The sequence below is a fragment of the Halobacillus salinarum genome, assembly GCF_022919095.1.
GTDB lineage: Bacteria > Bacillota > Bacilli > Bacillales > Halobacillaceae > Halobacillus_B > Halobacillus_B salinarum.
In genome coordinates, this window is record NZ_CP095073.1 from 1473125 (window position 1) to 1499162 (window position 26038).

The following is a 26038-nucleotide window of genomic DNA, read 5'->3' on the forward strand; positions in this document are numbered from 1 at the left end:
AGATGCAGGAAAAGACTTTTTTCCAATTAGCCACTCCTTGCAAGATCGAAAAGAGTCATTTTTGTTTCTATCAAAATCAATAATCATTCATTTTTTAAACCCAGACCGGGGATCAATTCTCTTTCCAGTTTATTAACCCGCTGAAGAATACCACTCAAAATAGATATAGAGTTTTGAGTGACTATTTCTAAGGCTCCAAGCATACATGTAAGTAAAAAGTGAAGGAGCTTGTATGGAAACGTGGCTGATTGATTTTATCAACCATTTTGGCTATGCTGGGGTCTTATTTTTGATTGCGATAGAGAACTTGTTTCCTCCGATTCCATCTGAAGTCATCTTAACGTTCAGTGGGTATATGACAACGTATTCAGAGCTCTCGATCGCCGGTGTGATGGCTGCAGCTGCGGCAGGATCAATCGCAGGTGCCTTTTTGCTTTATGGGATTGGCACGTATGCCGGGGCTGAAAGAATGTACGTTTTTGCAGATAGGTGGGGGCGGTATCTGCGTTTAACGAAAAATGATATTCAAAGAGCAGAAGCCTGGTTTAACAAATATGGTGCATGGACTGTTTTCCTCTGCCGATTTGTACCGTTGGTCCGCAGTTTAATTTCCCTTCCGGCAGGGATGGCACGCATGAACATATGGAGTTTTTTCGTATTTACCTTATGCGGAACGATGGTTTGGAATTTCGTATTGATCAAGCTTGGAGCAGCACTTGGTGCCTCCTGGCATCAGGTGGTATTGTTTATGGATGCCTATGCCAAGTTCTTGTACGTGCTGCTTTTTCTTGGGATGCTGCTCTTTCTGCTTCACTGGTTAAGAAAAAAATATCAATGACCTAGCTTGCACATTCATGCAGGCTTTTTTTTATGAGAGAAGACGTCTGACTTTAGTCCCAAAGTACGTGTGGAATCGATCTTATTCAATGAAGAAGGTTAGAAATGATCAGTAAGAAAGAACCCATTTTCCATTATAATAGTAAAAATATTTACAATTTTCACGTAATTATGTACAATTTCATTTGGAGTTAGAAAAAAATGGGTATACATAAGATTTTTCTCTCCAAAAAACTTTGGTCAGGAGGACGTTTATGAAAAGAAAGAGGAAACAAAAAAGAAAAATGACAGCTGCAGCCATGGCGCTTGCGATCGGGTTCAGTACATGGGCATCAGGAGTTTCAGCACAGCAGGCCAGTTCCAAAGACACTTTTCAGGCGGTTCCTAAAAGTACATACAACTCACCAGTCGATTTGGGGATAGCCAATGATGAAAAGCTGATTGAAATGCTGAAAAAGGAAGGCAAGATTAAAGAAAAAGCGACTCCGGAAGAAGCCGAGAAGGTTTTGAAAAAATACTTAAAAGCAAAAACGGACAAGCCTCCAGTAGAGGAGGAAACAGCAAATTTTGTGAAAGACCAGGAAAAGAAACTGCAGAAGAAGGTTCGTGAAAAAGGATTGAATCGCCATAGAGGAAAGGGTCATGGCTGGTTTGGCAATCATGTGGATCCTGTAGAGAAGGAAAAATACAATGGGGAGACACGGGAAGATCAAGTATTAGTGCTGGCCATTGATTTTCCGGATTATGAGAAAAGCTCGATTACGCCAGAAGAAACCGATATGTACTATGACGATTATACACACGAGCATTTTCAAAATATGATTTTCGGCTCAAATGGATACGAAGGTCCGAATGGAGAGAATTTAGTGTCCATGAAGCAATATTATGAAGCTCAATCCGGCGGCAGTTACACGGTCGATGGCGACGTAGCCGGATGGTATACGGCCGATCATCCAGCTGCATATTACGGCGGCAATTATCCGACGGAAGCAGACAGCGATCACCGGGCAAGAGCATTAGTGAAAGAAGCGCTCGCCAAAGCGGCGCAGGATCCTGACGTTCATCTCGGTGATTACGATCAATGGGACCGTTATGATCTGGACGGTGACGGAAATCTGGCGGAGCCGGACGGGATTATTGACCACCTTATGGTTATTCACTCCGGAGTGGGTGAAGAAGCGGGCGGCGGATCTTTAGGAGCTGATGCCATCTGGTCACACCGCTGGAGTCTCGCTTTTGAAGACGATGGCACCCCGGCGACAATTCCAGGGTCAGAAACGGACGTTCCTTATTGGGGCGGCCAGTTAGCAGCAATTGACTATACGATTGAACCGGAAGACGGGGCGGCCGGCGTCTTTGCTCATGAATTCGGACATGACTTAGGACTTCCCGATGAATATGATACCCAGTATTCTGGTGAAGGGGAGCCGGTATCTTATTGGTCGATCATGTCGAGCGGTAGCTGGGCAGGGGACGTTCCAGGCACCGAGCCTACTGGATTTAGTCCTTATGCGAAGGAATATTTGCAAAATGCTCACGGCGGTAACTGGTTAAGCGGAGAGACGCTTAATCAAGAGGATATCACGAGAAGAGGCACCGAAGTTCTGCTCGATGAATCGTCTACGAAAGGAACAAACAATGATGCGGTAAGAATAGACCTTCCTCAAAAAGAAACCGTAGTGAATACGCCGGCAAGCGGTACTTACGAGTACTTCAGTGGCAGTGGCAACAGCTTAAACAATTTCATGACAACGACTGTTGATTTATCCAACGCTGCCCAGGCAGAGCTGACTTTTAAAACGTGGTATGAAATCGAAACGGGCTATGATTACGCGTACGTCCAGGTTTCTGAAGATGGAGAGAACTGGAATAACGTAGCCGGAAACATTACGAACAATGATGACCCGGCAGGTGCTGGTGCTAACCAAGGAAATGGCATTGACGGTTCATCCGATGGCTGGACAGACGCTGTCTTTGATCTTTCCGATTATGCTGGCAAACAAGTTCAGCTAAGGTTCCGGTATGTGACCGACGGGGGTCTTGCAATGGCTGGATTCTACGCGGATGACATTAAAGTTACAGCCGATGGACAAGAAGTGTTCGCTGATGATGCAGAAGGCGCAAGCCCATTTGAATTCAATGGATTTAAAAAAGATGAAGGGAAATTTTTCTCTGACCAGTATTATCTATTGGAATGGAGATCCCACCATGGCATCGATGAAGGACTGGATCACATCCGCCGCGGGGACAGCTTGATGTCCTATGATGGCGGCCTAGTCGTATGGTATGTAGATAATTCCTATGATAATAACTGGACAGGCATTCATCCTGGGGAAGGCTTCCTTGGAGTAGTGGATGCGGATCAACGTGCGAACAGGTGGAGTGACGGAACTGTTGCAGAAACACGCTACCAAATGCATGATGCGGCATTTAGTCTTGATCGCACAGAAAGAATGTTTATCGACTATCGTTCCGAGTATGGTTTAACAATGAGAGATTACTTTACGAGACGTCATCCGTTATTTAACGATCGTTTTAATTACAGCAACCGCCCAATTGAAGATGCTGGCCGTGACGTTCCATCCTATGGATTGAAATTCCTTGTCACGGGCGAATCACGTGATGACTCTGTTGGAAAAGTATTGATCTTTAAGTAAAGACTAAAAAGGAGCTGTTCCCATAGAGGGACAGCTCCTTTAGTATTTATTTATTGGATATGCAAAAAGTCCTCTCTTTGAAGTTAAGTCAAATGCTGCCGTTAAAAGGCAGAAGTCCAGCCGCCGTCTACTGTAATCACTGTACCGTTGACAAAGCTCGCATCATCTGACGCGAGAAATAAAGCTGCTTGAGCGATTTCTTCCGGCTGTCCGGATCTTGGTGATAATCCGTGAGTTAAGCCAGCTCGTTCCATCCCGAATTCACTGATGTTCGTCATGCTTGATCCGATATTTGTTTCAACTGCTCCGGGAGCGATGGCGTTACAACGGATGCCTTTGTTAGCATACATAAACCCGGTGTTTTTAGTTAAGCCAATGACGGCGTGCTTAGATGCCCCATATGCTGCTCCGGCATGAGCTCCACTGAATCCGCCAGTGGACGCTGTATTAATGATGACCCCCTGTTCCTTTTCTAAAAAAATCGGCATGGCTTTTCGAATGGCGCGCATCACGCCTTTCGTGTTGACTTCAAAAATGAAGTCCCATTTTTCGTCTGTGATTTCTCCTACCGGTTCAAAGCCATCCATAACCCCTGCATTATTCACTAGAATATCCAGCGTCCCATATTCATCGACAGCCATGTCGATCATCTGGTCGATGTCCGCTGCTTCAGTCACATTTACTTGAACCGCTTTTGCTGTGCCGCCATTGGCTGTAATCGCATTTGCTGTTTGTTCCGCTCCATCAAGATTTAAATCAGCAAGGATGACATTTGCTCCTTCACGGGCGAATAACTCAGCTATGGCTTTTCCCATTCCTGAAGCTGCACCAGTGACAACAGCTGTTTTATTTTGTAATCTCATTCGGTTCCCCTCCTCATGAAATCGCTTTCTGTTTTTACACTTTAAGTGTAATCGATTATACTTTTAAGTAGCAATATACAAACGATTCAGAAGTGTTGATTAGCCAACAAACAGAGGAATAGTGTTCAGCAAATGCTCGTAAATGAACAAATTGGAGGCGGATGTTTATGGCTGTTGATAGAAGGGTGCACAAATCTAAAGATGCACTAAAAGCAGCGCTTCTCCAGCTTATGAAGGCTTCAGACTTCAGCAAAATTACGATTACTGAAATTGTTCAGCATGCAGATCTAAATCGAGGTACGTTTTACAAACATTACCATACAAAGGAAGAGTTACTGGAAGAAATGATTGATGATGTGCTGGAAGACTTAGTCCGTTCCTACAGGGCTCCGTACGTTCATGCGGATAAATTCGTGATGGAGGAGTTAACATCCTCCAAAGTAAAAATCTTCGAACATGTCTATTCTTACGCAGACTTCTATCGTTCAATTGTTACCGCTAATGTGATCCCCGGCTTTCAAAATAAAATATGTGAAGTGTTAAAAAAACTCAATCGTGAGGATTTGGTATTGATTGATTCTGCAAATGATATAAACGGAGATTTTCTTACCAGCTACTATTCTTATGCTCTGTTTGGATTAATTCTGGAATGGATTCACAGCGATTTTAAATATACCCCTGCTTATATGGCAGAGCAGTTAATCCAAATTCTATCCTACCACCCTGATAAGGCGGTGCAAGTCGTCTCTATGGCTGACGCTGAAAACGTAGACTAGCAGAGGAATTAGCAGAAGTATTGATAAGGATGTGGTTCCCAGACGGACGGAGTCGTTTCATAGAGGAAAACTCCTTCCAGCCCCGAGCCTTTTAATACATTCATATGGCTGTGTTTGGTAAAGAAAACAGCAGCTGCCTCATCGAAAAAGCACGTAAACCCGAATTCTTCGTTTTCATCTACAATCGTTAGTTGATCGGTGCATAATTCAAGCAGGTCGGCAGTCTTGATTCGATGTAATTCGTATGTTCCTCCTTCTACGGCTAACTTATCAAATTTAATTTTCCTGGCGCCATTTGATCCTAAAACCTTTAGCATATCCTTCATGATCAAAACTGGAAATTCATCCTCCAATGGAAAATATACATTCGCATCCATCGCTTCTTCTACTAGATCCGCTAATTCTGGACGCTGGTAGATTTCTCTTCCTAAACCATCTGTTAGTCGGGCGGTGACGGCGATGGACATCTGAGCTATCGTCTTTAATCCTGTCTTTTGACGGAGAGCTTCCCAGGTAATGGGAGTTCCGTATTCAAGTATATCTTTTTTGACAGGGTAATAGCGGTGAGAAATGGCACTCTGCTCAGCCTGCCATCCTGAGGGCATTCGTATAAAAGGATAAAAAATTTTAGCAGCGGATTGAAAGCCTTTTGGGAGGTGCTCGACGACGGGATCTTTTTCAGGATTTTTTCCTAGTGGATAGAAGTATTTCAACGGCATCGCCCTCTCTATTTAGTTCTTACAGCTTAACACGTTAAGGTGAGTTCTAGTAAACTTAATTTTACTAAATTGTGGCATCTCTATTATGATTGCTATACACTTATGGTCGAACGCTTTTTTTTGCAAAAAGGACATGCTTTTGAACCGGTGCACATAGAGTAGAATAGTCGCCATCGCTCATTTACGTTATGGTGCCTTATTTGCTACTATAGAGGGAGCGAGAAAATTAACACAGAAGGGTGAATGCGATGAATTTTAAGCCGCGTTTTGTTGCGTTGCTAGTGACACTTGCGGTATTAGTAGGGGCTGCGGGTACCTATATAGGGATGCAATATTTTGGCGATCCTGGAGGACAAAAGCAGACAGCTAACGCTGATCAGGGTGCACAAAATTTCGGAAGCTTATCCGAAGAAGAGCAGAAAGAATTTTTGGATAAAGTCGGGAATACCGACTTAAAGAAAGTCGAACAAGCTTACAGTGTGATAAAAGATAATTATGTCAAGGACGTGGATCAGCAGGAATTGGTGGAAGGGGCCATTCAGGGAATGCTGGACAAGCTTGACGATCCATACAGTGTGTATATGGATAAGGACACCATGAAACAGTTCAACCAAACGATCGAATCATCCTTCGAAGGCATCGGTGCCGAAGTGAGCATGGTAGATGACAAGGTCACCGTTGTTGCACCTATTAAAGGTTCACCTGCAGAGAAAGCAGGAATCAAGCCTAATGATCAGATCCTGAAGGTCGATGGAAAAAGCGTCGAGGGGATGGAACTTTACGATGCCGTTCTGAAGATCCGAGGCAAGAAAGGCAGCGAGGTGAAGCTGCAAATTGACCGCCCGGGATCTGAAGATTTATTAACCGTAAATATCACCCGAGACGACATCCCATTGGAAACCGTTTATTCAGATACAAAAACCGTCGACGGTAAAAAAGTCGGCGTGCTAGAAATCACTTCATTTTCTGAAAAAACATCCGATGAATTTAAGAAGGCTTTAACTAAGCTCGAGGATGACGGAATTGAAGGGTTGGTCATCGATGTTCGCGGCAACCCAGGCGGCTTGCTGCAGGATGTTGAGGAAATACTTAAACAGTTTATACCAAAGGATAAACCTATTGTCCAAGTAGAAGACCGAAATGGAGAAAAATCACGGTATTTTTCTGAGTTGGAGAAGAAAAAGGATTATCCGATAACCGTACTCATGGATGAAGGCAGTGCTTCAGCTTCAGAAATCCTTGCTTCAGCCATGAAGGAAGCTGGCGGCTATGACTTAGTCGGTACAAAAAGCTTCGGAAAAGGTACGGTACAGCAAGCGATTCCTATGGGGGATGGCAGCACGATTAAATTAACACTATTTAAATGGCTGACGCCGGATGGCAACTGGATCCATAAAAAAGGCATCCAGCCTACCGTGAAAGTAAAACAGCCGGATTACTTCTACACAAACCCGGTCGAGATTAAAGTTGCATTGAAATATGATGACACGAGCGACAAAGTGAAAAATCTGCAAACGATGCTTGAGGGACTCGGGTATGATCCTGGACGAAAAGACGGCTACTTTGATAAAGAGACAGTAGATGCCGTAAAAGCATTTCAAAAGGATGCCGGTCTTGAGGTCACTGGAGAGATTGACGAAAAAACAGGTGGAAAGATTGAAGAGAAAGTCGTTAAGGAAGTACGCGATGATAAGAATGATCTTCAAATGAAAAAAGCGCTGGATGCTCTCTTTAAATAAGCAGGGAATTAGGCGCTTGATCACGAATTATATCCGTAGTCTCGGACTGCGGATTTTTTCGTGATGTCTGAAAGGAGTAATGGCTTTGGAAGTATGGTTGTTAGAGTTGGTAAAAGGAGCGGGACGTTTATTGATCCAGCCGCTTTTTTACTTTGCATTTATTTTCCTATTTATTCTTTCTCATCTCCGTGTGAAAAAGGAGAGAAGCGGGTTTGGGACCCGTATTTTCAACCCTTTTTCTGAATGGAAAGGCACGTGGGGTACAGCGGGTATGGCCGGATTATTCATAAGCGCCGTCATGGTTGGCACCGGCGTGGAAATTCCTTTTCCTTTTCTCCTGCTTTTATTCTGCGTAACGCTGCTCGTAAGCTTGCCGCTGAAGCTAACTTATTTTTCCGCTGTCTACACATTAGGAATCAGCTTTCTTTTACTTTTTGCTATTCCATATCTTCCGGATCAGCTGCAGCAAACAACCTGGATCAACGCACTTTCCAACGTTTCATTAGTTGGAGTTGCATTATTGCTTTCTCTCTTGTTGATGACAGAGGGCATAGGGTTGTTTCGTACAAAAGCAGGAGACAGTTATCCTGAACGTAAAAAAGGCAGCCGGGGAAAGTGGGTCGGACAGCACCGGGTGCGCAAGCTGATGGTTGTTCCAGTTCTTGCCCTTTTTCCAGCTGGGTTGATTGATTCTTTCGCACCCTGGTGGCCCTTGTTGTCCATTAATGATAGTGAATTCGGCCTTGTCGTCATTCCCTTTCTAACCGGATGGGAATGGATCGCAAAAGGACAACTGCCGGTTACAGCGGCCAAAAGACTCGGAAAGCAAACGCTGGTGCTTAGTTTGCCAGTGCTCATACTTGCTATCAGCAGTTTTTTCGTACCAGCACTCTCTTTAGCCTCCGTTGCACTTGCGCTGCTGGGAAGAGAAAGCCTATACATTTTTTACAGGCTGCGCGATGATCACCATCCTTTTTTTTCAACCCCATCCCGCGGATTAAGAGTTCTAGGAGTTATACCAGGAAGCCCTGGGGAGAAGATGGGAGTGAAAGCGGGAGAGGTCGTCATCCGTGTCAACGCACTCCCTGTCCATAGTGAAAGTCAGTACTATGAAGCTCTTCAAAAGAACGGCGCCTTCAGCAAATTGGAAGTCATTGACCAGCAAGGGGAAAACCGCTACGTTCAGCGAGCGATTTATCAGGGGGAGCATCACGAGCTGGGCATCGTATTTGTGGATGCTGCGGATGAGGAAAGGTACCAATCGTATTGATAGCAGTAAGTTAGTTTATTTTTACAGTATGTAAACAGCAGTCTTTTCTTCGACAATGGGAGGGAAGGCTACTGTTTTTTTATTTGTCTTGAAACTGAATCTTCAAGATAAGGGCGGGATTGCGGAAGGCTCAGTTTCGAGATAATTGGAAATAAAACTAAAAAAACTAAGCGCCATAATAATTAAAATTTGGCGCTTAGTCTAATGAAAAATCTAACTTTAAACTTAATAAAAGGCAGGCTTCGGCCCCTCTGTGTTAGGTTTGTTTACACCAATATTTTGTCTCGAATGAAGTTCAGGATTTTCTGCAATATCTACTACTAAAGAAGCTACACTTTTTCTTGAAACTTCAGTTCCTTTAAAAGGTTCACTTTTATCTGTGATCTCAAAATCAATTTCATCATTATGCGTTAACCAAGCTGGTCTGATGATCGTATAATTCAATCCGGAATCCTCAATCAGATCAGCTGCAATCCGGTAAGGCTCTAAATATGGACCAATGGTTTGGTTGTTCCACTCCCCAAACTCTCCAGGCACTTCATCATAGATACCTAAGGTTGTAATAAAGATGAGGCGTGTCACATTGGTTTCCTTCATTGCTTTAATAATGCTTTTAGCTTGTCCTTCCATATCTCCAGATAGATTGGCATATACGACATCTATTCCTGTCATGGCTTGTTTTAACTTCTGATCATCCAGCACATCCCCGTCCATAACTTTAACATGATCCGATTGATATTCGCTTAGTCTCTCGGCGTTACGGAGATATAAGGTTAAATTTGCATTCGTATCTTTAAGAAATAAATCGATCGCATAGCGTGCAATTTGTCCATTCGCTCCTAGAATTAAAACATTCATCGAAGATCAAACCCTTTCGGTTTCTTATTTTATATACTTAGAGAAAAAGCTATGAAGCTTCTCAACGGCAGGTTCAACATACTCAGGAATATCGTAAAGTCCTACATGGGTCGCGCCATCAATAATGAACAGTTCTTTGTTCTTACTTGCAGCTTGCTCAACCGCTTCTTCACTGAAATAACGGGTGTCCGCATCGCTTCCAGCAATGGATAAAAACGGATGAGTTAACAGTTGATTAATATGAGAAAAAGCTGAGAATGTGGCGATTTCGCTAAAGCTGTTTAAGGTAAAGCGATTCGGTGCATTCTCGTGTCTGCCGCGATCAGTTACATAGTACTCATGGCCTTCAGCCATTGTACTTCTAATTGGCATGGAATCGTCGATTTCATCTGGAACATAAGTTGTAAAAGAAACCTCTCCTCCTTGCGCTTCTTCTGTACGCTGGTTGGACACTTGTTCTAGAAGTTCAATTTGCTGTTCAACCGGAACGATTCGATCAACGCCTTCTCTAAATAAGGAACCGATATCTACCATGCTGACCGTTGCTAATGCTTTTATTCTTCTTTCTGTTTGGGCAGCTGCTACACTGTAACCACCTCCGGCGCAAATGCCTAATGCCCCAATATTATCAACATCCACATAATTAAGTGTTGTTAAATAATCAACAGAAGCTCTTACGTCCTCTGTACGTGCGTAGGGATCCTCTTGGTATTTTGGATCTCCTTCACTTTCTCCTTGGTGGGAAGCGTCATAGGCTAACGTCACAAATCCTAACTCTGATAGTTTTTCAGCATACGTACTAGCTGCCTGTTCTTTTACTCCGCCCCCTGGGTGCGCTACGGTGATCGCAGGATATTTTTTATTTTCATCAAAATTTGTTGGTAAATATAAAAAAGCTGCTAATACATTTGTCTTACTTTTAAAATTCATATTTTGTTTCATGTTACAATCCTCCCGTTTGATTTAATATGAATTGCTGTTTAGCACAGATCTTTGAAACTTCATACAGGATTACAGGTTTTCTTTATAAAAAGCTTCCAATTTTCCCATAGCTGGATCGACAGCTTTCGGTAAGTCATAGAGATCATAGTGACTTACATTTTCCATCACATATAAATTTTTCTTTTCAGAAGCCGCCTTATTATAAAGCTCAAACCCATCTCGATAGGAACCAAACTCACCTGGCTTTGCACCAACAATGATTTGTAAAGGTTGTGTCAGCAATTGATCGGCTAGATGAAAGGCATCATAAGCCATCGTTTTATCAATACTAGTAAATTTTCGCTTGTTTTGTGAATTCGGGTGATATCCTCTTGAAGTTCTGTAGTAATCTACAGCTTCTGAGATGTCTAGGGTTTTGATGCCAACCTCATCTCTTTCTTCAGGCGTATTCGGAATATAGTTCGTAATGAAGGCATCAGCCCCACGCGCTTCAGACGTTCTTTGCTCACTCACTTTTTCTAACGTTCTAATGGCTGCATCTGGTGATCCGTCCCCTTCACGATCCATGCGGCCGATGTTCACACCTGCCACCGTCCCGAGGGCTTTAACTCGTCGATCTGTCATTGTAGCCGTTACCGAATAACCTCCGCCTCCGCAAATCCCCAGGACACCAATCCGGTTTTCATCAACCTCGTCTCGTGTCATTAAAAAATCTATGGCCGACCGGATATCTTCTACACGTGCATAAGCAGCTTCAACATAACGAGGTTCTCCTTCGCTTTCCCCTTGATAAGAGGCATCAAAGGTGAGCGTGATATATCCTAGATTCGATAACCTTTCCGCATAAATCCCTGAGGTCTGCTCTTTACAACTGCTTATTGGGTGAACAGAAACGATTGCAGGTTTTTTGCCTGAAGTATTTTCAGGTATGCGTAAAACGCCTGCTAATTGGAAACCATTTGCATTAAACGTTACATCTTGTTTTTTCATTGCCATGTTCAAGACCACCTTTGTTTAAATATTTAAATACTCTTGTGTGTCATAATGACCACATGTATAATGTTAGGGTGGACGATAGATAATATCAATAACCATCATTTCAATTTTGAGTATTACTACACACATTTTTAATAGTGTGTAGTAAATGAAATAAAGGAAGTGTGTTATGAGTACAATAGATCGCCGAAAACTGAAATCGCAAAAGGCTATTCAGTCCGCATTTTTAGCAATGGTCATCGACATAGGATTTGACGAGATCACCGTAAAAGATGTTGCAGAAAAGGCTGATCTTGGTAGAAAAACATTCTATTTACACTACGTAGACAAATATGATCTATTAGACCATATTGTCGATGGTCACTTGGAGGAACTGACGAAGATATGTAAGTACAAGGAAACGGTAGATTTCTTTGAAGGTTCTGTTATATGGTTTGAATATTTCGAGGAACATCGAGCTTTCTTTGCCGCCCTTTTTAAAAGCCATAGTACCTTGTCTTTTAGGCGAAAATTATTAGATTTTGTCATCAATGATTTAAAGAAAAAACTAGATCCTGATTCTCCTTTGAACGAACAAATAGATCAGGATATGATTTTGAAATTTTTAGGCATGGCTGTGGTAGGAGTAATGGAATCATATGTTTTAGAGGAACTAGCAGGGGACACGAAAACAGTAGCCATGCAAGTCGGTCAATTAGTAAAGCGAAATCTTTAGCTGCTTGTCGTTGTTTAACTACTAATGATGTGTTTGTAGGTCACTAATAGAGGTTTGTAGCTTATTGATATATTATCTCGAAGTCGAGTCTTCAACTATTGGGGGCAATTGTTGAATAGAGTGCTTAGTCTATAAATATAGCCGTATTAGCTTTTTAATTAATTGAGCATTTTATTTTAATATTTGAAATTTGGATATATGAATTATGGAGGTGTGTAGTATGTCTGATGAATTTTTATTTCTCTTAGTTATAGTATCTATGGCTACATGGGTTACGGTGTCTATAGAGGTTGTAAAACCTGCAAAAGAAATAAACCGGAGGAAAATGATAACATTGCTGACTGCTGGTTCTTTATCTACTTTATTTATAACCATTACGCTTTTTCAAAGCCTTTAGTTATAGTTCCGTTAACGGGTATGTGAGTTATTGATCCGCAAAAAACAGCTCGAAATCAAGTCTTATAGAAATTGGGGCAATTCTTTAATGGAATATTTACAGAAAGAGAGATGAAATAATGGAAATAGTATTTATCAGGCATGGACAAGGAGAACATACATTAAATGTGCCCAAAGGCTTACATACTTCTGACCCGTTATTAACAGAAGAAGGAATGAACCAAGCAACAGTTCTAAAAGAGAAACTTTCACTGACAGAAAAAGATGTAATTGTAGCTAGTCCTACACAAAGAACATTGCATACAGCTTCTATTTTAGGTCAAGAAGTACAATTGGGGAAATTGGTCAGTCCATTAGTTGGACCAAGAATGTTTCCACAACTTCCTGAAGGAAAGACTTTACCGTGTGATGAAATATTGTCAAAAGAAGAAATTGTAGATAGATTTCCTGATTTTGATATACATGAAAGCCTGCACGACGACTTATGGAAATTTGGAATTAATACTATGCCAACGAAAAAGTTCAAGGTACTGGCAGAAGAATTACTTGAAGTATGTGAGAAGATTAACATAAACAACAAAATACATATCGTTTCCCATGATGGCACAATAACTTCTCTTAGAGAGGTTATTACGGGTAGAACATTAACCAGAGAGGATTTTCCTAAAGAAACAGGATGGTTAAGTGTAAATTGTTAGGCGGAGAATACAATTCTCTCCTCAGAAACTAGAAGTAAAATAACAATTCGTCTTATTTTTATATAGATATCAAGTCTTACGTGATATGGGGCAATTCTGAAATAGAAGCTTAGCAAAGATTTAAATGGAGCTTAAGAGGAGAGGTTCTTTTGAAATTCACTACTGAAAGGTTAAAAATCAGACCATTTAAGAGCACTGACATAGAAGATGTATTTAACATCTACAATAACAGTGAGACATGTAGGTATCTACTACACGATAAATGGACTCTTGAAAATATGCAGGAGTTATTTGATAAAAAATTAGAGAATTGTTCTCTAACTAAGGAATCTAGCTTAAGCCTGGCAGTAGTCGAGAGTACGAGCGTTATTGGTGATTTATCTGTATGGTTTACAGGGACTAAAGATACGGTTGAAATTGGCTATAGCTTTTCGGCTCAAATTTCAGGCAAGGGATATGCAACAGAAGCAGTTAATCAATTAGTGAAGAATTTATTTGAAGAAGTAAAGGTGCATCGGATCCAAGCTACATTGGATGCGAGGAATTTAGCCTCCCAAAAGTTGTGTGAGCGAATAGGGATGAGAAAGGAAGCGCACTTCAAACAGGATTATTGGAGTAAAGGTGAGTGGACAGACAGTATTGTATATGGAATGCTTGTTGATGATTTGTGGGCAAATCTTTAAGAGGTATATAATTTAACTTTGTTTTAGGAAAAGTTCTGATCCAGGACTAAATTTTATTTTAGAGAGGGAGAGAACTGGTGAAAATACTTAGAATAATTTTGACGACTATTGTAGTTGCTCTACCTAGTTATGGTTTGATATCTGGAAAAACTGGAATAATAATGCCTTATGTTTTGCTATTAATAGGCGGATTGCTTCTTGTGACGGGGCTTACTGAATTTCAAAAACGAAAACCAATGGCTTTCCCATCACTCCTTGCAGCTGTATTTAGTTTTTTCGTTGGTATTTATACTTTGTAAAACAATCAAACTAAAAACCTGAGTAAGAATTTCGATATAAATAGGACTGAGTGTCTCGAAATCAAGTCTTATAAAAACGGGGGCGATTGTTCAATAAGAGCAATCGCTTTTTTGTTAATGGGCAGGATAATGAGAAACGCGATTTCGTAATAAGAATAGACCATATTGTTAGATAAAGAGGAGAAGCGTTAACCAATCGAGAATAAATTCTTAGGAGACTATGTGATAATGGAGGCACGTGATATGGAGATCCAAAGAATAGATGATGTGGGTGGAATTGTAATTATTTCTCCTGCAGCCAAAGCTCATCATACTGTTCTAGGGGAAGTAGAAGTGAATTTTAGAGTTGGCAAAGAAAATTAATTAAATTTTGAGGTAGTTTTGTTAAACAAGAGGGGTCGTTTTTATTTTGGAGGGTGTGGAAACGATAAGGAGGTATTATCTATGTATGTAACAATTGCAGATTTTATTAGAGAATGGAACAAAGAAATGGCTCTCACTCAAAAAGTTTTGGAGGGATTGACAGATGATTCTTTAAAACAAAGAGTTTATCCTGAAGGTCGCACTTTAGGAAGGATCGCTTGGCATTTTACGACTAATATTCCTGAATATTTAGCTCATTTTGGGTTGAATATCAATGGAGTAGAAAATGTTAATAGCGTTCCAAACTCAGCGAAAGAGATTGCTGAAACCTTTAAAAGAATAAGTTCTTACGCTTCTCAAGTGATTGAGCAACAATGGACAGATGATTCTCTGAAGGAAGTGCAAAATGCATTTGGAAGGGAAGAATCAAATGCTCAAATTTTAATGGGATTAATCAAACACATTATTCACCATCGTGGACAAGTTACCATTCTGATACGTCAGGCAGGAATCAAACCTTTTGGAGTTTATGGACCACCTAAAGAAGATTGGATTCATTTAGGTGTGGAAAATCCACCACTTTAAGTCTAACTGCTAGCTTATAACCACAGGTTTTCAATAATTAAATGCAATCGTTTTGCTTAATTTGAGATTATATTTATATATATCGATATCTAGTCTTCATGCTTAGGGGGCTTTAGCTTAATAAGACAAATCAAAAATCAGCTCCTTTACAAAGTTTAGGAACCGATTTTTCTATACTCTAAATTGCTTAGCGTTGTAAATCCGTATTTTTCCTGACCCTACCCCTAATTAAAAGTAAAAGTGGCTAGCTGTAAGAATTTAACCCCTTTCTTTTATGGAGTATTAATGAAAACCCATATCAAACCAATAAAAATCAATTGCAAGGCTTGGAAAATATCTGGCTAGTTCGCATAAAGATCCAGGGGGGGGGAATGGGAAAGGGAACCCCTTCAATTGCACTGAGAAGTTCTAGTAGTCTCCTCAAGAGGTTAAACTTAATTTGGATATGTGATAATACGTTCAATTTTATCAATAGCTACAAAATAGACTGCCTGCGGATTGTTCAAATCTTTACCAGAAACTACTCCATTTTCAACTTTTTTAACAACAAGATTTTGAATATCTCCACTTCCAAGCAGCAAAGCTACTGTTCTGTTTATTTGACATTGTAGAATTTTAGCTAATCCATCACAAGTAGGGTACATAGAAAAGAAACTCCTTTCCAAAAATATTAATCTATAACTATCAGTATATTTTGAGATTAAGGACTTTGCTTGTATATCAACCCATTTTTATCTCAAAAGTCTGTTTCATCATTTATGTATGCCGTTTGACGGACTAGAGCAACAATCCTGTGCGAGGTTTAAGTACTTTTTTGAAGAACATACTAAAAGACGGAGTCTGCTAGAAAATTAGAAAGGAAGAGATAGGATATGCAAAAGCTGTTTGAATACAATTGGCAGGTTCGGGATGATTGGTTTTCCTGGTGTGAAACAGTGCCTGAAGAAGAATTGTTAAAAAAGCGAGTAGGCGGAGTTGGCAGCATTTTATATACTCTATTTCACATTGTGGATGTTGAATACAGCTGGATTTGTGGCTTGCAGGGTAAACCAGAACCTGAGGAACCACCCTTTGAATCCTATGCAAGCTTATCTAAAGTTCGGAAACTTTCAAGGCAATATCATGGAGAAGTAGAATCATTTATTAAATCCTGGACGGACAATATGGAAAACACGCAACTTACAGAAGTTGATTCCAATGGTAAGACGTTTAGTTTTAGATACGGGGAAGTCATGCGCCATGTCATCGCCCACGAAATCCACCACGTCGGTCAATTATCAGTATGGGCACGTGAAATAGGATGGAAACCTATTACGGCAAATCTCATTGACAGAGGATTATTTACATAAAGGATAACTATATAATCATGGACGAAAAAGGCGGAAATCTGCAAACAAGGTTTGCTCTTATTATTTTATAGTCTTGATGTTGCTTCTCCTGGGCCAAGACTTTGGGACATAGCGTATACCCTTTACACTTGCGTTCCTTTAAGTAGACATTATCATACCGAAACGGCTGAGGCCGTTTATTATAATCCTGCCTATGATGCCGAACGGATAAAAGAAAGAATTAAATTGTTTTTTGATTCCTATGGCATGGACGGGGTCGAAGAAGGTTGGTTAGATATGGTAATGCTTCGATTAAAGGGATTATGTAAATACATGAAACGAAAAGCTAATGAAGGAGACAGTGCTTTTCAAAAAATGTTAGGTGAGGGGCATCTAGAACATTACGAAAAGGAAATTCAGTTTGTTCATGAATATGGAAAAGAGTGGATTTAATAGAGCGGTGTAAACACATCAATTAGTGAAAGGTAGAAATAAATGGATATATCTATTCAGAAAGCTGAACAAAATGATTATGATTTATTGTTGCCCTTATTCAGGCAGGTGCATGCATTTCACGTTTTTGCTAGACCAGACTTGTATAAAGAAAACTCAACTCCAGTCGAGCGGGAGTTCTTTGAAAGCCAGCTGATTGACGTTAGTCAGCATATTTTTGTAGCGGCAATAGTCGATGATCTAGTCGGAGTTATAGTGACGAAGGAAGAAGAAATAACGGAAAATTCCTTTGTGAAAGCGAGAAAAGTGTTGGTTATCAACAGTTTATGTATTGCTGAAAGCCATAGAAATAAGGGAGTCGGCAATAAACTAACCAACTACGTTTTTGACTTTGGGAGGAGTCTCAAGGTTGATAGTATTGAATTGGGAGTATCTGAGAAAAATACTTCTGCCATTAAATTTTACAGGTCATTGGGGATGACTACAAAAAGTAGAAAAATGGAGTTTAAGTTTAACTAAAGTGCTCGGAAGTTTAATAAAACTAGTACTTAATTAAAAACTGATCAATTCTTAAGGCTTTCCCCTACTTCTGACACTATCCTCCAAATCTTCTAATGATGACATAGTTAATCATTAAAAAAACTAAAAGCAATGGCAATTGTAATAACTACATAATAAGAAAATAATGATTAAAGGCATTCATACTTGAAGTGTCAATTCAATCCCCCTTTCCTGCTATTTATAGTGAAGGGAAACAATTATATCGAAGGATCTGAAATGACTTATAGTAACCTCGAGTGTCATGGCTTTATTATGTAAAGTAAAATTCCAGCAATTAAAAACCACAACTAACGGGTACCAATCTTTCAAAAGAAGGATGGGTACCCTATTTATATTTACGATAAAATCTTGAAAATTTAGTTCAATTGTAGGCGGAGATATAAAAAGGGGAGAACCCTTACAGTTAAGTCAGGGTTCTATCAATGGTACTATGCCAAACGATTATTAAGGACTGGGGTAAAATTTAATATTTTCCCTTGACTTAAAGTTAACTTTAAGGAATAGAATGAACGCGTGATGTGTTAGGTGAATCATAGTACATCATGAAAGGAGGCTCTAAATGGATCGTATTCAAAGGAGTAAGGAAAAATTCGAACAGCTGTTTGGCGAGAGTGTTCCTGTTGCGAGTGAAACAGATCCTGATTTTCAGGACATTTTGAGCCGTTTCATTTTCGGGGAAGTTTTTGATCAAGGTGATTTGGACGACAGACAGCGGGAGTTGATTACTCTGGTTGTTTTAGCAACGAACCGAACGCTGCCCCAGCTAAAGGCCCATGTTAATGTTGCTCTCAATGTTGGACTAACATCAGCAGAAATCAAAGAAGCTGTGTACCAATGTGCGCCGTACATTGGGTTTCCCAAAACGCTAGATGCGGTCAATGAAATCAATCAGGTTTTCGAAGCGAAGAATATTGCCTTACCGGTAGAAAGCCAAAAGACAGTTAATGAAGATAATCGTTTAGAACAAGGACTAGCTGTGCAGATCGAGATTTTTGGTGAGACCATCGAAAAGTTGAGGGAAAATGCTCCAGCAAATCAGAAACATATGCAGGATTATCTTTCTGCTTTTTGTTTTGGAGATTTCTACACGCGTGGCGCCCTTGATTTGAAAACAAGAGAGTTGTTGACATTCTGTATTATAAGTGCCCTCGGTGGAGCTGAAAGTCAAGTGAAGGCTCATGTACAAGGGAATAAAAATGTAGGAAATGATAAGGAAACCCTGATTACAGCTATTACCCACTGTCTTCCATACATGGGTTTTCCGAGAACGCTGAACGCCTTAAATTGCGTAAATGAAATAATACCCGAGAACTAAAAGGTAGTTTTCAGGATTTCAAATTTTACACGCTTGAAGTGGGATTGAACAGCGTCGGACAAGTCAAGAACGATAATAGCTATTAAATACAATATGGAGGATTCAAAATGGCAAAACATGAAGAAGTGAAAGATGGAGTTATTTTTCCCGTCGGTGAGAAAAATGAAGCCTTTGCTCAGTATTTTATAGGGCAAAGTTTTCTTAAATCCTTAGTTTCTGACCCAGAAGTGAGTGTAGGGGTCGGGAACATAACCTTTGAACCAGGATGCAGGAATAATTGGCATATTCATCACGATGGATTTCAACTGTTATTAGTAACCGGAGGAGAAGGCTGGTACCAGGAAGAAGGCAAATCTGCACAATTCTTAACAGCTGGGGATGTCATTGTTACTCATGATGGGGTAAAACACTGGCATGGCGCTACGAAGGACAGCTGGTTTGAACACATTGCAATCACAGCAGGAACACCAGAATGGTTGGAACCTGTTGACGATGAAACTTACAATAAATTGTAAAACGAAAAGCATCGAATCATTTGATTCGATGCTTCATTTTGGGAATAAGAAAGTAAGGTAGAAAAGCTTTATGATTCATTTGTTATTTTTCTAATAAAGAAGTGGAGGTTTATTTTGAATCCAAAAATAGTAGATTAAAGCTCAGCTTCAGTGTACTCTTAGAAATAAATCAATCATATGGGGGTTTTCATTTGACTTATTCTATAGGAGAATTTGCCAACATCGTTAGCGTAACAACAAGTACTCTTAGATATTACGAAAAAGAAGGGCTGCTTACTCCCCAACGAGATGAAAATAATTTACGTAAATTCACCGATTCTGATATTGGCTGGGTTAAATTTTTACTTCATTTAAAAAACTCAGGAATGTCGATGACAGAATTAAAACAATATACTCAGTGGCGTGAAATAGGAGATGAAACCCTGAAAGAAAGGAAAGAATTATTAGAGAAGCGGAAACAACTCGTAGAAGAAGAAATGGAATCACTACAAAAAAATCTGGATGTATTAAATCGTAAAATTGAGTTTTATGAAGATCGATTAAAAGGACATAAATATGAATTTGTACTATAAATCCAAGAAACTCAAAAAGAACCAGGAGCTTCCATTAAAGATGACACCTGGTTCTAATTTTTACTGGTAAGAGTCGTCCCCTTTAGTCCTTGGGTATTATTTTGACTGTAGCTTTGCGGGCTCTGTCACTGATCATCGAGCTAAGATAAGAACTTTCATTATATTTTTTTTGATAGGCATTGTCTATGCGGTCGTGTATGGAACCGTCCACTGGTTCAAACTTGACTTCCTTTGTCATTCCAGCAACAGAGACCCTGCCTGCTTTCTGACGAATAGCAGAATTGTACCAACGCGAGTTTTGTCCATTATAGGCACGTACATAGAGCTCGTCTCCAACGACTACAGACCAAATCCAAGTTGGTGTGCCATAGGTTACCCCATCTTCATAAAAAGGTGAAATATGCAGGTCATCAGCTGTTTTAATCTTGTCTATTTCATTTATTGCCCATGATTTCATTATCGTTCCTCCTTCAAACAAATAGTAGATAAGAATTGGATATCGACAGACTTCTACTTCCTTTCTTTTTCTATCAAATATTCCTCCCTTATGAACTAGTTTGTTACTAATGTAAGTCTAACGGTTAAAGTGTACTTTAATGCAAGGGAAAGTAATTTTATATCACAATTGTGAGTCATTTTGGACAAAAGAAAAGGAAGATTTGGAAGAACTTAGATGCCGGGCTTGACTATATTGGTGTTTATAGATATGGAATCATTTTTTTAGGTAATGCTCTTGACTTAGAGTCAACTCTAAGTCCTATAATTGATTTCAATCAGTTGCATAGTCGCATTATTGTAATTGATTGCTTGATGCAGGGGCAGCTTACCAGTAATTCAAAAAAGGAGAGGTTCTATATGATTTTAAAAGAAAGTTATTCTTTAGCGAATGAAATGAAGATTCCTAAATTAGGTCTTGGAACATGGATGATTGATAATGACGATGTCAAACAGGCAGTCGTTGATGCTGTGGAAATCGGTTATCGCCATATTGATACAGCTCAGGCTTATCAGAATGAAAGTGGCGTCGGAGAAGGCATCCGCGCTTGTGGAGTGGACAGAGAAGAGTTGTTTATCACAACAAAACTGGCTGCAGAAGTTAAATCATATGAAGAAGCGGTTTCAGCGATTGATCAATCCTTGGAGACGATGGGACTGGATTATATTGATATGATGATTATTCACAGTCCACAGCCATGGAAGGATTTCGGTAGCGAAGATCGTTACTTCGAAGGAAACCGTGAAGCATGGAAAGCTCTTGAGGAAGCTTACGAAGCCGGAAAACTTCGTGCTATTGGATTATCAAACTTTCAAAAAGAGGACGTGGCTAACATTCTGAGTGCTTGTACCGTCAAACCGATGGTCAATCAGATCCTGGCGCATATTAGCAATACACCGATGGAATTGATTCAATATACGCAGAAACAAGACATGCTCGTTGAAGCTTATTCACCGATCGCCCACGGAGAATTGTTGAAAAACGACAAAGTGGTAGAGCTTGCAGAGAAATACGGGGTTTCCGTCGCTCAATTAGGTATTCGGTATGTTCTACAGCTCGGACTTCTTCCACTGCCTAAAACAGCTAAACCGAATCATATGAAAAATAATGCGGATGTAGATTTCACGATTTCCGAGGAGGACATGGATTTCTTGAAAAATATTGAAACCATTAAAGATTATGGCGAGGCGAGTGTCATGCCTGTATTTGGCGGGAAGCTTTAAAATAACCAATATCCCTATAGTGTGAAGAGGCCGATAAATCGGTCTCTTTTTATTATGAGCGATTTTCTGCTGGTTACGTTTTCCGGTATAACAGAGTACTAGAGGTACCTGTGGAGCTCTGCACAGCCAAGGATTATCTTAGCATCTGAAGAAAGCGGCTTAAATGGAAAGATTGACAGAAGCAGCAAAGATAAGGCTCAGAAGGAAGGAGTTCTTAAAAGGAAAGAGAAGTGGTAATAGTACTCTAGTTCAGCCAACCAAATTCGACAATAGGAAGTATTAGGGTGTGCTTTATTATTCATTAACGTCCAAATCGTAGGACAGGTTGTCATGGTAAGTATGAGAAAAGCTGATCGACGAGTTTAAGCAGAATGAAGAATTTGAGGTGGGAGGAGAAAGTAAATGAACCTGAAACTGATGGATATTTTTCGTATGGAATTTGATTTTAGTTGGGATACGGAGACATGGTTTTTACCTTTAGAATCTGCTCTTAAGGGTGTGAGTGCCTCAGAGGCGAGCTGGCAGCCGCCTGGAGGAGGAAATACAATCTGGCAGACTGTGAACCATCTAAATTATTATAACGCCGTACTGGTCAGCCAAATCAATGACCTGAATTCTGAAAAAAAAGCACCTAATCAGAAGGCCGCATTTGGGGATATAGGGGAGTCGCCCAATTCTAAATGGGAGGCAGTCTTGGCAGCGGATACATTTGGAGAGATCGGGGACCCGTCAGATTCTGAAAAATGGAAGGCTGCTGTGGCAGAAACATGCCTGATTTGTGAGAGTCTGCGTAAATCACTGGCACAGGTGAATGACGGCCGGCTGGAAGAAGAGCTAGTCGGGGGTCTGGCTCGTCAAATTTTGCACAACGTCTACCATATTGGTCAAATTGTATTAATCCGCAAACAACAAGGCTCCTGGCCGAAGGAGCGAGAATAATTGGTTGACACCGTTAGAGTGATAAGGGTCGGAATGAGCCATTGTGGGAATTATCATTGCAAAATTAATTTGTATAATTATGTAAATTTTGAAATAATGAAAAAGATTAAAGGAGGAGGAATAATGAAACCAGAAAGGATTTTTAGTCTCCTCAGCCTTATTTTTATCGTTTGTGCTTACTTGACCTATCCAATTGTACTTTTTCCTGATGCGCTGATGATTGCAGGGATCAATTTATCCATTGCAGGCTGGAGAAGTTTAGCAATGGATAAAGATAAGTGGGGATACTTTTATGGAATTTTAGCGAATATTTTTGCTTCTTATGGATTACTTAAATTTTTTGCATAAAAGTCGTCATCATTTTTTCTAGGATGGGATACAAAGGAATATAGAGGTAAAGACGTCTCTTAAAAAAACGCCTTTTATGGATCTCCAATTTCGAGTACAAACAAATAATAGTTCACAATGAGGGCGGTTATTTAATTTTACTGATCAGTTCTTTATATTGTAAATCCCCGTATCCTATTGTTGGAAAAATCTCAAATAATCTTTCAAGTAATTCAGAGGTCGGTAAGTGTGTATTCTTCATAATATATTTCATTACTGGATTGTCATCCTGAAGCATCATTATGTAAAGTTCGATCGCCTGAAACATAACCGGCATTCCTTTCATTGATGTTTTTTTGTGACGGACGAGGACTTCTTTATAGACAGGAAGATAGTGACCTAACTCCAGTTCCGTTTGTCTTACCTTAAATTCACCCTCCCTGAAACTATTCAGAAAAACTCTGCCGCTGTAACCGGATTGTTCAAGGTAAGCGAGAAGTGTAAGAAGGTTCATTTGACAAAACATATCTTCGCCAAACCATAGGACGATACATTGATAATTGTTGGTAAAGAGGTTATTTAGAGGGCTGATTACCTTGGTGATATAATCTTCAACTAACTCATTGTGTCCCGCAGCTCTTGTCTTTATGAATTCCTTACTAAATATATTTTCGGTTGTGGCGTGTACACACATTGCTTCATTAAATGGAGCGTAATCTGAATTCCCCATCATTTTATTATTGTGAAATTCATCATACATAACCTGGCCATTTAATAGATGAAGGACTTGTTCATCAGAGAAATCACTGGTTTCCGAATGTAATTGATCAACGTTCATTTTTTGTGAAAAATCCATTTCGAATAACTCCTCCTTACCATAGATTGTTAGATTATGAATCGATTGAACCGGCATTTTATTGAGCTGATATTCTCTGGGACTTATGCAAAATGCGCTCTTAAACGCCTTGCTGAATGCTTCTTGGGAAGAGTAATCATAGTCAAAGGCAGTATCAATGATTCCCTTCCCATGTTCTAAGTGCTCTGTAACTAAGAAGAATATATCGGCTAATGGTTAAACCTGTGATTTGGTGAAATTTACATGAACAATAATAAGAGGCAAACCCCATATCATCAGCCAGTTCATCTAATGGGAATTTACTTTTCAGTCTGTCTTCAATTCAATCAATCATTGATGCAACATTCATTCAGCTCCCCTGAAATATATTATAAGGGATATTCTCATTGTACTTTTGATATTAATTGTGATTTCTATCTAAATAAGATCCAAAACAGCAGACTTTTGCTTAATAAGGTACATGAACGTGAATTAATTATTGCAAGGATTAAGGATTTAAGCAATTTTTATCACGGATCAAAGTTACTGACTGGTCAGCTCAGCTATTATGCATAATGTTATTGAAGACTTCATATTTAAATGGAACGTGGAGGAGATTACGATTAAGACACTCATTGATATCGGGAACAAAAAACTCGAGCTATGGATGAAAGGAAAAGGAAAGACGATCATCATTCAACCTGGTTTGATGAGCTCTGTAGCTGAATGGGAAGGTTTATGTGAAGAGCTCTCAAAAAGTGCTAGAGTTATTACTTATAATAGAGCAGGGTTAGGTAGAAGTGATAAGGGAAGCACCCCGAGAAATCGTAAAGAGAATGCAAGGGGTCTTCATGATCTAATAATAACCCTTGGGGTAGTATCTCCTATTATCTTAGGTCATTCGTACGGAGGGCTCGTTCTTCAACAATTTGCTGTGGATTATTCAACCATAGCTGGGGGTTATATTTTAGTGGACTCCACCTCTTATGATGCTTATAAGCTGGATGAAGTTGAGATTGAAGGAGAGGATGGAAATAGTACTGCAGCTTGGATAGAAAAATGCAGATTCTATTCCAGTCTTGCTGAGGAAGATCTACAAGTAGAAATGGCAGACTGGATTAAAGAACTTAAAAAATCACTACCAAGCAGTACCCATTTAGAAGTAGAGGAATTTATGAGTAACCCATCCATGTACGAGACTTTATGTGAAGAACTTGAATTTGATTTCTTGTCCAGCAGGGTTACTAATCACTACGAATTTTTTCCTGATACCCCCACTATAGTGATTGGCAGAGACCCTGAGGCTTCCATTACACAAATGATAAAAGATGAAGGATTATATAAGTCAGAAGCAGAGGAAATAGAAACCATATGGCAATCATTAATCCGCAGCCAAACTAAACTGAATGCTAACACCAAATATATATTGGCTGAAGGCTCCGGGCACAGTGTTCATCTTGATAAGCCTGAATTTATAAAAAGAGCTGCCGCCTCCATTCTTAATCAAAAAGCTGAATAAACTTGTTTTGCTTGCTCAAATAAAGAGAGTTCAAATCAACTTTCTATTACAGGGGGAAAAAATTTGGTCAATAAATCTCTAAAAATTACTTCAAATATTTATAATCTGCTTTTATCGCTGGGAGCGTTCTACACTGGGATAACCATGCTTTCAGGAAAAGGGGTTTTTGCTTCGTTTCCAGATGAATGGATGGGAAAGGTTCCCTTTAACAATTGGGCAAGTCTAGCTGTATTCGCAATTATTCTATTCGGATTTGGAAATGCGGCAGTTTCCATTTATGGATTCATAAAAAAAGAAGCTAACTTATTTTTATTTACTATTATTATGGGGACAATCTTTCTTGGTTGTAATCTAATTCAACTCATTTTGTTGAAAGAATGGTACCTTGCAACGGTAGAATTCATGTTATTCAGCTTCGTTCAACTATTGCTCGGGTCACTTGGTTTCATCACGAATAATTCGAACCAGGCTTAAGGTAAGCGAAGAAAGCCCCTTTTAGTAGTTTTATATACCAAGTTGATAAAAGTGTAATAGTAGCAGCATGAGAACAGTCATCAAG

Annotated in this window: 29 protein-coding genes and 2 pseudogenes; 23 read left to right on the top strand and 8 right to left on the bottom strand. The window is 39.8% G+C overall.

The features are described 5' to 3' along the window. Positions 1 to 232: 232 nt before the first annotated feature. Both MUN89_RS07475 and MUN89_RS07480 read left to right on the top strand, forming a co-directional pair. The gene (locus tag MUN89_RS07475; protein ID WP_244712602.1) at positions 233 to 838 is read left to right on the top strand and encodes a DedA family protein; all 606 of its coding nucleotides are present in this window, start codon (positions 233 to 235) and stop codon (positions 836 to 838) included. A 253-nt stretch (positions 839 to 1091) separates the two neighbouring features. After that, a complete protein-coding gene (locus MUN89_RS07480) occupies positions 1092 to 3494 on the top strand; it encodes an immune inhibitor A domain-containing protein (RefSeq protein WP_244712604.1) in 2403 nt (800 codons plus the stop codon). A 101-nt stretch (positions 3495 to 3595) separates the two neighbouring features. On the opposite strand, the gene MUN89_RS07485 is transcribed toward MUN89_RS07480, so the two are convergent. After that, complete coding sequence (locus tag MUN89_RS07485) at positions 3596 to 4357, bottom strand: SDR family oxidoreductase (protein ID WP_244712606.1); 762 nt, start codon at positions 4355 to 4357, stop codon at positions 3596 to 3598. Between the two features lie 167 nt (positions 4358 to 4524). On the opposite strand from MUN89_RS07485, the gene MUN89_RS07490 reads away from it, so the two are divergent. Continuing rightward, the gene (locus MUN89_RS07490) at positions 4525 to 5133 is read left to right on the top strand and encodes a TetR/AcrR family transcriptional regulator (protein WP_244712607.1); all 609 of its coding nucleotides are present in this window, start codon (positions 4525 to 4527) and stop codon (positions 5131 to 5133) included. Between the two features lie 8 nt (positions 5134 to 5141). On the opposite strand, the gene MUN89_RS07495 is transcribed toward MUN89_RS07490, so the two are convergent. Beyond that, entirely contained in the window at positions 5142 to 5846 is a 705-nt protein-coding gene (locus tag MUN89_RS07495; protein WP_244712609.1) for a DUF2711 family protein, read from the bottom strand. A gap of 254 nt (positions 5847 to 6100) precedes the next feature. Between MUN89_RS07495 and MUN89_RS07500 the strand changes: the two genes are divergently transcribed. Together MUN89_RS07500 and MUN89_RS07505 are read left to right on the top strand one after the other, a co-directional pair. Then, positions 6101 to 7591 carry a S41 family peptidase gene (locus tag MUN89_RS07500; RefSeq protein ID WP_244712611.1) on the top strand — a complete coding sequence of 497 codons (1491 nt, stop codon included), beginning with the start codon at positions 6101 to 6103 and terminating at the stop codon, positions 7589 to 7591. Between the two features lie 85 nt (positions 7592 to 7676). Further along, positions 7677 to 8861: a PDZ domain-containing protein gene (locus tag MUN89_RS07505; protein WP_244712612.1), complete on the top strand. Its 1185-nt coding sequence runs from the start codon at positions 7677 to 7679 to the stop codon at positions 8859 to 8861. 225 nt (positions 8862 to 9086) lie between these two features. Here the strand turns inward: MUN89_RS07505 and MUN89_RS07510 are convergent, their stop codons facing one another. The 3 genes from MUN89_RS07510 to MUN89_RS07520 form a co-directional block, all read right to left on the bottom strand. Continuing rightward, positions 9087 to 9719, bottom strand: a complete 633-nt coding sequence (locus MUN89_RS07510; RefSeq protein WP_244712614.1) for an SDR family oxidoreductase — start codon at positions 9717 to 9719, stop codon at positions 9087 to 9089. 24 nt (positions 9720 to 9743) lie between these two features. Continuing rightward, entirely contained in the window at positions 9744 to 10661 is a 918-nt protein-coding gene (locus MUN89_RS07515) for an alpha/beta hydrolase (RefSeq protein WP_244712616.1), read from the bottom strand. A gap of 69 nt (positions 10662 to 10730) precedes the next feature. After that, a complete protein-coding gene (locus tag MUN89_RS07520) occupies positions 10731 to 11657 on the bottom strand; it encodes an alpha/beta hydrolase (RefSeq protein ID WP_244712618.1) in 927 nt (308 codons plus the stop codon). Positions 11658 to 11826: 169 nt separating this feature from the next. On the opposite strand from MUN89_RS07520, the gene MUN89_RS07525 reads away from it, so the two are divergent. The 7 genes from MUN89_RS07525 (at position 11827) to MUN89_RS07550 (ending at position 15396) form a co-directional block, all read left to right on the top strand. Continuing rightward, a complete protein-coding gene (locus MUN89_RS07525) occupies positions 11827 to 12372 on the top strand; it encodes a TetR/AcrR family transcriptional regulator C-terminal domain-containing protein (protein ID WP_244712620.1) in 546 nt (181 codons plus the stop codon). A 220-nt stretch (positions 12373 to 12592) separates the two neighbouring features. Further along, positions 12593 to 12769, top strand: coding sequence for a hypothetical protein (locus MUN89_RS07530; protein WP_244712622.1), 177 nt, complete (start codon positions 12593 to 12595; stop codon positions 12767 to 12769). 118 nt (positions 12770 to 12887) lie between these two features. Then, a complete protein-coding gene (locus MUN89_RS07535) occupies positions 12888 to 13466 on the top strand; it encodes a histidine phosphatase family protein (RefSeq protein ID WP_244712624.1) in 579 nt (192 codons plus the stop codon). Positions 13467 to 13615: 149 nt separating this feature from the next. Further along, complete coding sequence (locus tag MUN89_RS07540; protein ID WP_244712626.1) at positions 13616 to 14149, top strand: GNAT family N-acetyltransferase; 534 nt, start codon at positions 13616 to 13618, stop codon at positions 14147 to 14149. A 77-nt stretch (positions 14150 to 14226) separates the two neighbouring features. Further along, on the top strand, positions 14227 to 14448 hold the full coding sequence (locus MUN89_RS07545; RefSeq protein ID WP_244712628.1) for a DUF3953 domain-containing protein: 222 nt from the start codon (positions 14227 to 14229) through the stop codon (positions 14446 to 14448). Between the two features lie 228 nt (positions 14449 to 14676). Further along, entirely contained in the window at positions 14677 to 14811 is a 135-nt protein-coding gene (locus MUN89_RS21815; RefSeq protein WP_256464020.1) for a hypothetical protein, read from the top strand. A gap of 81 nt (positions 14812 to 14892) precedes the next feature. Beyond that, positions 14893 to 15396 (top strand): DinB family protein, encoded by a 504-nt coding sequence (locus MUN89_RS07550; protein ID WP_244712629.1) that lies wholly within the window; start codon positions 14893 to 14895, stop codon positions 15394 to 15396. Positions 15397 to 15830: 434 nt separating this feature from the next. On the opposite strand, the gene MUN89_RS07555 is transcribed toward MUN89_RS07550, so the two are convergent. Then, on the bottom strand, positions 15831 to 16040 hold the full coding sequence (locus MUN89_RS07555) for a hypothetical protein (RefSeq protein WP_244712630.1): 210 nt from the start codon (positions 16038 to 16040) through the stop codon (positions 15831 to 15833). Between the two features lie 228 nt (positions 16041 to 16268). On the opposite strand from MUN89_RS07555, the gene MUN89_RS07560 reads away from it, so the two are divergent. The 6 genes and pseudogenes from MUN89_RS07560 (at position 16269) to MUN89_RS07585 (ending at position 20140) form a co-directional block, all read left to right on the top strand. Continuing rightward, entirely contained in the window at positions 16269 to 16745 is a 477-nt protein-coding gene (locus MUN89_RS07560; protein ID WP_244712631.1) for a DinB family protein, read from the top strand. A 75-nt stretch (positions 16746 to 16820) separates the two neighbouring features. Beyond that, a pseudogene (locus tag MUN89_RS07565) lies at positions 16821 to 17177 on the top strand (aminoglycoside phosphotransferase); the annotation flags it as partial. Between the two features lie 42 nt (positions 17178 to 17219). After that, positions 17220 to 17696, top strand: coding sequence for a GNAT family N-acetyltransferase (locus MUN89_RS07570; protein ID WP_244712632.1), 477 nt, complete (start codon positions 17220 to 17222; stop codon positions 17694 to 17696). A 601-nt stretch (positions 17697 to 18297) separates the two neighbouring features. Next, positions 18298 to 19053: a carboxymuconolactone decarboxylase family protein gene (locus tag MUN89_RS07575; protein ID WP_244712633.1), complete on the top strand. Its 756-nt coding sequence runs from the start codon at positions 18298 to 18300 to the stop codon at positions 19051 to 19053. Between the two features lie 107 nt (positions 19054 to 19160). Next, a complete protein-coding gene (locus MUN89_RS07580) occupies positions 19161 to 19568 on the top strand; it encodes a cupin domain-containing protein (RefSeq protein WP_244712634.1) in 408 nt (135 codons plus the stop codon). 191 nt (positions 19569 to 19759) lie between these two features. Next, the gene (locus MUN89_RS07585) at positions 19760 to 20140 is read left to right on the top strand and encodes a MerR family transcriptional regulator (protein WP_244712635.1); all 381 of its coding nucleotides are present in this window, start codon (positions 19760 to 19762) and stop codon (positions 20138 to 20140) included. Between the two features lie 82 nt (positions 20141 to 20222). Here MUN89_RS07585 and MUN89_RS07590 read toward each other — a convergent pair whose 3' ends face one another. Next, entirely contained in the window at positions 20223 to 20597 is a 375-nt protein-coding gene (locus MUN89_RS07590) for a DUF2255 family protein (protein WP_244712636.1), read from the bottom strand. A 398-nt stretch (positions 20598 to 20995) separates the two neighbouring features. Between MUN89_RS07590 and MUN89_RS07595 the strand changes: the two genes are divergently transcribed. From MUN89_RS07595 to MUN89_RS07605, 3 genes are all read left to right on the top strand, one after another. Then, positions 20996 to 21859 carry an aldo/keto reductase gene (locus tag MUN89_RS07595; protein ID WP_244712637.1) on the top strand — a complete coding sequence of 288 codons (864 nt, stop codon included), beginning with the start codon at positions 20996 to 20998 and terminating at the stop codon, positions 21857 to 21859. Between the two features lie 402 nt (positions 21860 to 22261). Further along, the gene (locus tag MUN89_RS07600; protein WP_244712639.1) at positions 22262 to 22798 is read left to right on the top strand and encodes a DinB family protein; all 537 of its coding nucleotides are present in this window, start codon (positions 22262 to 22264) and stop codon (positions 22796 to 22798) included. Positions 22799 to 22921: 123 nt separating this feature from the next. Further along, entirely contained in the window at positions 22922 to 23146 is a 225-nt protein-coding gene (locus MUN89_RS07605) for a hypothetical protein (protein ID WP_244712641.1), read from the top strand. Between the two features lie 127 nt (positions 23147 to 23273). On the opposite strand, the pseudogene MUN89_RS07610 reads toward MUN89_RS07605, so the two are convergent. Next, positions 23274 to 24303: pseudogene (locus tag MUN89_RS07610) on the bottom strand (helix-turn-helix domain-containing protein). Positions 24304 to 24528: 225 nt separating this feature from the next. Between MUN89_RS07610 and MUN89_RS07615 the strand changes: the two are divergent. Both MUN89_RS07615 and MUN89_RS07620 read left to right on the top strand, forming a co-directional pair. Further along, positions 24529 to 25479: an alpha/beta fold hydrolase gene (locus MUN89_RS07615; protein ID WP_244712643.1), complete on the top strand. Its 951-nt coding sequence runs from the start codon at positions 24529 to 24531 to the stop codon at positions 25477 to 25479. 63 nt (positions 25480 to 25542) lie between these two features. Continuing rightward, positions 25543 to 25953, top strand: coding sequence for a hypothetical protein (locus MUN89_RS07620; RefSeq protein WP_244712645.1), 411 nt, complete (start codon positions 25543 to 25545; stop codon positions 25951 to 25953). Positions 25954 to 26038: the final 85 nt, after the last annotated feature.